The sequence below is a fragment of the Actinomadura sp. KC216 genome (assembly GCF_004348535.1).
Classification (GTDB): domain Bacteria; phylum Actinomycetota; class Actinomycetes; order Streptosporangiales; family Streptosporangiaceae; genus Spirillospora.
In genome coordinates this window covers 1-5,902 of record NZ_SMJX01000427.1, presented here as the reverse complement: position 1 = coordinate 5,902, position 5,902 = coordinate 1, and the positions used below count along the sequence as shown (strand labels likewise).

At 73.1% G+C, this 5,902-nt stretch carries 6 protein-coding genes; 4 read left to right on the top strand and 2 right to left on the bottom strand.

Going from position 1 to position 5,902, the window contains the following annotated elements; genetic code table 11:
• Window positions 1–41: 41 nt before the first annotated feature.
• Entirely contained in the window at window positions 42–272 is a 231-nt protein-coding gene (locus E1264_RS39130; protein WP_132182057.1) for a phosphopantetheine-binding protein, read from the bottom strand.
• 176 nt (window positions 273–448) lie between these two features.
• Here E1264_RS39130 and E1264_RS39125 point away from each other — a divergent pair, with 176 nt between their 5' ends.
• The 4 genes from E1264_RS39125 to E1264_RS39110 are packed head-to-tail and all read left to right on the top strand — an operon-like array spanning window position 449 to window position 4,682.
• Window positions 449–1,207, top strand: coding sequence for a 2,3-dihydro-2,3-dihydroxybenzoate dehydrogenase (locus E1264_RS39125; RefSeq protein WP_132182055.1), 759 nt, complete (start codon window positions 449–451; stop codon window positions 1,205–1,207).
• Window positions 1,208–1,223: 16 nt separating this feature from the next.
• The gene (locus tag E1264_RS39120; protein WP_132182053.1) at window positions 1,224–2,393 is read left to right on the top strand and encodes an isochorismate synthase; all 1,170 of its coding nucleotides are present in this window, start codon (window positions 1,224–1,226) and stop codon (window positions 2,391–2,393) included.
• Window positions 2,393–4,006, top strand: a complete 1,614-nt coding sequence (locus E1264_RS39115; RefSeq protein WP_132182051.1) for a (2,3-dihydroxybenzoyl)adenylate synthase — start codon at window positions 2,393–2,395, stop codon at window positions 4,004–4,006. Before E1264_RS39120 ends, E1264_RS39115 begins: the two co-directional genes overlap by 1 nt.
• 7 nt (window positions 4,007–4,013) lie before the next feature.
• Complete coding sequence (locus E1264_RS39110) at window positions 4,014–4,682, top strand: isochorismatase family protein (protein WP_132182049.1); 669 nt, start codon at window positions 4,014–4,016, stop codon at window positions 4,680–4,682.
• A 99-nt stretch (window positions 4,683–4,781) separates the two neighbouring features.
• Here E1264_RS39110 and E1264_RS39105 read toward each other — a convergent pair whose 3' ends face one another.
• Window positions 4,782–5,888: a PQQ-dependent sugar dehydrogenase gene (locus E1264_RS39105; protein ID WP_132182047.1), complete on the bottom strand. Its 1,107-nt coding sequence runs from the start codon at window positions 5,886–5,888 to the stop codon at window positions 4,782–4,784.
• Between the last annotated feature and the right edge of the window lie 14 nt (window positions 5,889–5,902).

Below are 5,902 nucleotides of genomic sequence, written 5' to 3'. Positions count from 1 at the left end.
GGCCGGGGACGAGGGGCGGCCGCACGACGAGGGGCGGCCGGTCAGCGGGCGAGGAGAGCGACCCATTGCCCGACCGTGGGCTGTTCGGCCAGGTCGATGAGGTCGACGTCGGCCCCCTCGGCACGCCAGCGCTCCACCAGGGTCATCAGCCGGATCGAGTCCATGCCCTGGTCGATGAGCTGGACGTCGTCGCCGACCTCCCGGGGGTCCAGGTTCAGCACGTCGGCCACATCGGCGCGGACGCGGTCCGGGGTGAGCGGGGTCCGCTCCATGGTGTCACGCTCCTTGAAGTAAAAATTAGGTAAGGCTTGCCTAAGTTCTCAATCTGGGCCATTATCGGTCAAGCCCGACTTGATCGTGTTCGAGTCCACTCTTCATGGGACCACATGATCATCAAATCATAGGCAAGGCTTACCTAATTAGGTAGCCCTAACCTCCGAGGACTGCCATGGCTCCCAATGGCATAGCGGTGGTAACCGGCGCGGCAGGCGGAATCGGTGCCGCGACGGTCGAAGCGTTAGCCGGAAATGACCGCCGCGTAGCCGCGCTCGACCTCGACGCCGACCGTGTGCGCGCACTCGCCGACCAGGCCGGCGAACGCGGCCTGGACGTCACCGGGCACGCCGTCGACGTCGGCGACGCCCCCGCCGTCGAGGCCGTGTTCGACAAGGTCGAGGCGGAGCTCGGACCCGTCACCGAGCTCGTCAACGTCGCCGGACTGCTGCGTCCGGCCGCCGTCCTGGACACCACCGACGCCGACTGGGCCGCGACCTTCGCGGTCAACGTCACCGGCGTGTTCGTCGTCTCCCGCGCCGCGGCCCGCCGGATGCGGCGGCGGCGCCGCGGCGCCATCGTCACCGTCGGCTCCAACGCCGGCGGCGTCCCCCGCTGCGGCATGGCCGCCTACGCCGCGTCCAAGGCCGCCGCCGCCCACCTCACCCGCTGCCTCGGCCTGGAGATGGCGCCCCACGGGGTGCGCTGCAACATCGTCTCGCCGGGCTCGACCGACACGCCCATGCTGCGGGCCCTCGGCGCCGGCGACGTGATCGCCGGGGACGCCGCCGCGTTCCGCACGGGCATCCCCCTCGGCCGGATCGCCGCTCCCGCCGACATCGCCGACGCCGTGCTCTTCCTGCTGTCCGAGCGGGCCCGGCACATCACCATGCACGAGCTTTACGTCGACGGCGGCGCCACCCTGCGCGCCTGAACCCCGGAGCCGATTCGTGACCATCCTCACCGAGCCCCATGCCGACCTCCTCAGCGCCTACCTGCCCGGAGACTCCTTCTTCTTCCGCTCCCCCGGCCACACCCTCCTGGCGCGCGGCACCGCCGCCACCGTCCCGACCTGCAACTCCGGCCACCCGGCGGCGACGCTCGCGCGCCGGGTGCGGGAGACGCTCGCCGAGGCGCGGGCGGCCGGGCAGCCGCGGCCGATCGTGGTCGGCGCGCTGCCCTTCGACACGACGACGCCGGCGCGGCTGACCGTCCCGGCGACCGTCCACTGGACCGGCCCGACCTGGACGCAGGAGCCGCCGGACGAGCCGCCCGTCGCGTTCGGGACCGTCCGGCAGACGCCGTCCCCCGAGACCTACAAGCAGAGCGTCGCGAAAGCCCTGGACCAGCTGGAAGAGGGCGCGCTCGAAAAGGTCGTGCTCGCCCGCGCGTTCGACCTCGACGACGTCGTCCGGGCGGACGTGCCCGCGATGCTCCACCGCCTGGCCCACGGCAACCCCGCCGGCTACGTCTTCGCCGTCGACCTCCTGCGGGGCCGCACGCTGCTCGGCGCGAGCCCGGAACTGCTCGTCCAGCGCTCCGGCGGCCTCGTCACGGCCAACCCCCTCGCCGGGTCCGCGCCCCGGCACCCCGACCCGGACGCCGACGCCCGCGCCGGCGAGGCGCTGCTCGCGTCGGCGAAGGACCTGTACGAGCACTCCATGGTCGTGGACGCCGTCGCCGCCGGCCTGCGGCAGTTCTGCGGCGACCTGGAGGTCCCGCACAGGCCGGCGCTGTCCCGGACGCCCACGATGTGGCACCTGTCGACGCGGATCCAGGGCCGGCTCCTCGACCCCGACGTCGCGTCCATCCACCTCGCGGCGGCGCTGCACCCCACGCCCGCCGTGTGCGGCACCCCGCAGGAGCTAGCCCGCGGAGCCATCCAGCGGCTCGAACCGTTCAACCGCGGCTTCTACAGCGGCGCCGTCGGCTGGACGGACTCGTCCGGCGACGGCGAGTGGGCGATCGCGCTCCGCTGCGCCGAGGTCGCGCCGCACGAGATCCGCGCCTACGCCGGCGCAGGGATCGTGACCGGATCGGACCCGGAGGCCGAGCTGGCCGAGACGACCGCGAAGTTCCGCACGTTCCTGCGTGCGCTCGGCATAGAACGGGACCTCTGATGCTCCCCCACTGCACCCCCTGGCCCGCCGAGGCCGCCGCCCGCTACCGCGACGCCGGGTACTGGCGCGGCGAGACGTTCGGGGCGCTGCTCGCCCGGCTGGCCGCCGAGCACGCCGCGAGCGTCGCGGTCGTCGCCGGGCCCAGCCGCCTGACGTACCGGCAGCTCGACGACCGGGCGTCCCGGCTCGCCGCGGGCCTCGCCGAACTGGGCGTGCGGCCCCGCGACCGCGTCATCGTCCAGCTGCCGAACATCCCCGAGTTCCTGGAGACGGCGTTCGCGCTGTTCCGGCTCGGCGCGATCCCGGTGTTCACGCTCCCCGCGCACCGGTCCAGCGAGATCGTCCACCTGGCGCGGCACGCGGAGGCGGTCGCCTATGTGATCGCGGACGAGCACGACGGGTTCGACTACCGCGTCCTCGCCCGGCAGGTCCGCAAGGAGGTGCCCGGCGTGCGGCACGTGCTCGTCGCCGGGGACGCGCAGGAGTTCACGCCCCTCGACACCGTCTCCGGCCCGGGCCGCGCCTTCACGGACTCCGACCCGTCCGACGTCGCGCTCTTCCAGCTGTCCGGCGGCACCACCGGGACGCCGAAGATGATCCCGCGCACGCACGACGACTACCTGTACAGCGTCCGCGCGAGCGCCGAAATCTGCGGCCTCACCCCCGACAGCGTCTACCTGGCCGCGCTCCCGGCGGCGCACAACTTCCCGATGAGCTCCCCCGGCGTCTTCGGGGCCCTGCACGCGGGCGGACGCGTCGTGATGGCGCCGCAGCCCACCCCTTCCGTCGCGTTCCCGCTGATCGAGGCGGAGCGGGTCACGCTCACCGGGCTCGTCCCGCCGCTCGCGCTGCTGTGGATGGAGACCGCCAGGACGACCCGCCACGACCTGTCGAGCCTGCGGACGCTGCAGGTGGGCGGCGCGCGGCTGAGCAACGCCGCCGCGGCCCGCGTGCGCGGCGCCCTCGGCTGCGACCTCCAGCAGGTGTACGGCATGGCGGAGGGGCTCGTCTGCTACACCCGCGCGGGCGAGCCCGAGGAGTTCCACCTCACGACGCAGGGCCGGCCGATCTCGCCGGACGACGAGATCCGCGTCGTCGACGCCACCGGCGCCGACGTGCCGCCCGGCGAACCCGGCGAACTGCTCACCCGGGGGCCGTACACGATCCGCGGCTACTACCGGGCCGACCGGCACAACGCCGTCGCGTTCACCCCCGACGGCTTCTACCGGACGGGCGACATCGTCAGCCGCCTGCCCTCCGGCCACATCGTCGTCGAGGGCCGCGAGAAGGACCAGATCAACCGCGGCGGCGAGAAGGTCGCGGCCGAGGAGGTCGAGAACCATCTGCTCGCCCACCCGGCGGTGCGGGACGCGGCCGTCGTCGCCGTCCCCGACCGGTTCCTCGGCGAGCGGACGTGCGCCGTCGTCGTCCCCCGCGGGGACGCGCCGGACGCCGCAGACCTGCGGGCCTTCCTGCGCGACCGCGGCCTGGCCCCCTACAAGATCCCCGACCGGGTCGAGATCGTCAGCGAGTTCCCCGTCACCGGGGTCGGCAAGATCAGCAAGCGCGAGTTGCGCCGCGCGCTGGCCGCCGGCCTCGCCGCCCCCCGTTAGGAGCGTCATGGGCCTGCCCAGAATCACCTCGTATCCGATGCCCGACACCCTGCCCGCCAACCGGGTCGGCTGGATCCCGGACCCGGACCGGGCCGTCCTGCTGATCCACGACATGCAGAACTACTTCGTGGACGCCTACGCCCGGGAGGTCTCACCGATCCCCGAGCTCATCGCCAACATCATCGCCCTGCGGGCCCGGTGCGCCGAGCTCGGCGTCCCCGTCGTCTACACCGCCCAGCCCGGCGCGCAGACCCTCGCGCAGCGCGGCCTCCTCCAGGACTTCTGGGGCGACGGCGTGCCCGCCGACCCCCGCGCCGCCCAGATCATCGACCCGCTCCGTCCCGGCGGCGAGGACATCACGCTCACCAAGTGGCGCTACAGCGCGTTCCAGCGGACGTCGCTGGACGCCACCCTGGCGGACCTCGGCCGCGACCAGCTCATCATCACCGGCATCTACGCCCACATCGGGTGCCTGATGACGGCGGCCGAAGCGTTCATGCGCGACATCGAGACGTTCTTCGCCGCCGACGCGACCGCCGACTTCTCCGCCGACCACCACGCCTCGGCCATCACCTACGCCGCCGAACGCTGCTCGGTCGTGCTCAGCACCGGCGCGCTGCTCACCCAGCTCGCCCGCCACCGCGCCGCCGCCGGCGCGACTCCGGCACCCGGCTGATCCTCGCGATCGGAGAACAACGGGATCGCCCGCCGTCCCCAAGGACGGCGGGCGATCTACCGTTTGGACGTGACGACCGCGCGGGTGTGTCGCGGTCGGTCAGCGGGCGGCCTTCTTCGGGAAGCGGAGGATGCGGTCGTCGGTCTGGGCGGGCTGGCCGCGCCCGTCGCGGTTGCTCGTCATGACCCAGAGCCAGCCGTCCGGGCCGACGGCGACGGTGCGGAGACGTCCGTAGGTGCCCTGCAGGACCGCGGTGGGCGTGCCGGACGCGCCGCCCTTGCCGTCCAGCGGGACGGTCCAGAGCCGGCGTCCGCCGAGCGCGGCGGCGTACAGGGTGTCGCCCGCGACGGCGCCGCCGCTGGGCGAGGCGTCACGCGTGGGCCAGACGGCGAGCGGGTCGTGGTAGGTCGGCTCGCCGCCGGTGCCCTCGACGTTCGGCCAGCCGTAGTTGTCGCCGGCCTCGATGTGGTTGATCTCGTCCCAGCGGTTGTTGCCGAACTCGGTGTTGTACATGACGCCGCCGGGGCCCCAGGCGAGCCCCTGCACGTTGCGGTGGCCGAGGGTGTAGACGACCGACCCGGGGAAGGGGTTGTCGGCGGGCGCGGAGCCGTCCGGATTCATCCGCAGGATCTTTCCGGCCGGGCTGTTGCGGTCCTGGGAATTGGCGGTCCGGCCCGCGTCGCCGGTGCCGGCGTAGAGCTTTCCGTCGGGGCCGAAATGGATACGGCCGCCGTCATGGTAGGAGTTCTTCGGAATGCCGGAGAAGATCACTTGCTGCTGCGGCGAAGCCGCCAGTTTGAACCGGACGATTCTGTTGTCGGACGCCGCGGTGTAATAGGCGTAGACGTATCCGTCCTGCTCGTAGGTCGGCGAGACCGCGATGCCCAGCAGGCCGCCTTCGCCGGTCGGCGTGACGCCGCTGAGCCTGGCCACCTCGACCGGCGCGGAGCCGGGCTTCATCTGCAGGATGCGGGCGCTGTTGCGCTCGGAGATGAGCGCGCTGCCGTCGGGCAGGAAGGCCAGACCCCACGGGACCGCCAGGTTGGTCGCCGCGACGGTGGGCTTGGTGAAGTCGAAGGCGGGGTCGGCGGCCGTCCGCGCGGGCGGGGTGATCGCCGCGCCGGTCGCCGGGGAGATGGGGGCTGCGAGCACGGCCGCTACGGCGAGGGCCACGGCGGGAGCCAGCGTGCGCGTTGTACGGGGCATCTTCTCTCCTAAGT

Coding starts and splice junctions, on each gene's coding strand:
- E1264_RS39130 (WP_132182057.1), bottom strand. CDS start 272: ATGGAGCGGACCCCGCTCACCCCGGACCGCGTCCGCGCCGATGTGGCC.
- E1264_RS39105 (WP_132182047.1), bottom strand. CDS start 5,888: ATGCCCCGTACAACGCGCACGCTGGCTCCCGCCGTGGCCCTCGCCGTA.
- E1264_RS39125 (WP_132182055.1), top strand. CDS start 449: ATGGCTCCCAATGGCATAGCGGTGGTAACCGGCGCGGCAGGCGGAATC.
- E1264_RS39115 (WP_132182051.1), top strand. CDS start 2,393: ATGCTCCCCCACTGCACCCCCTGGCCCGCCGAGGCCGCCGCCCGCTAC.
- E1264_RS39110 (WP_132182049.1), top strand. CDS start 4,014: ATGGGCCTGCCCAGAATCACCTCGTATCCGATGCCCGACACCCTGCCC.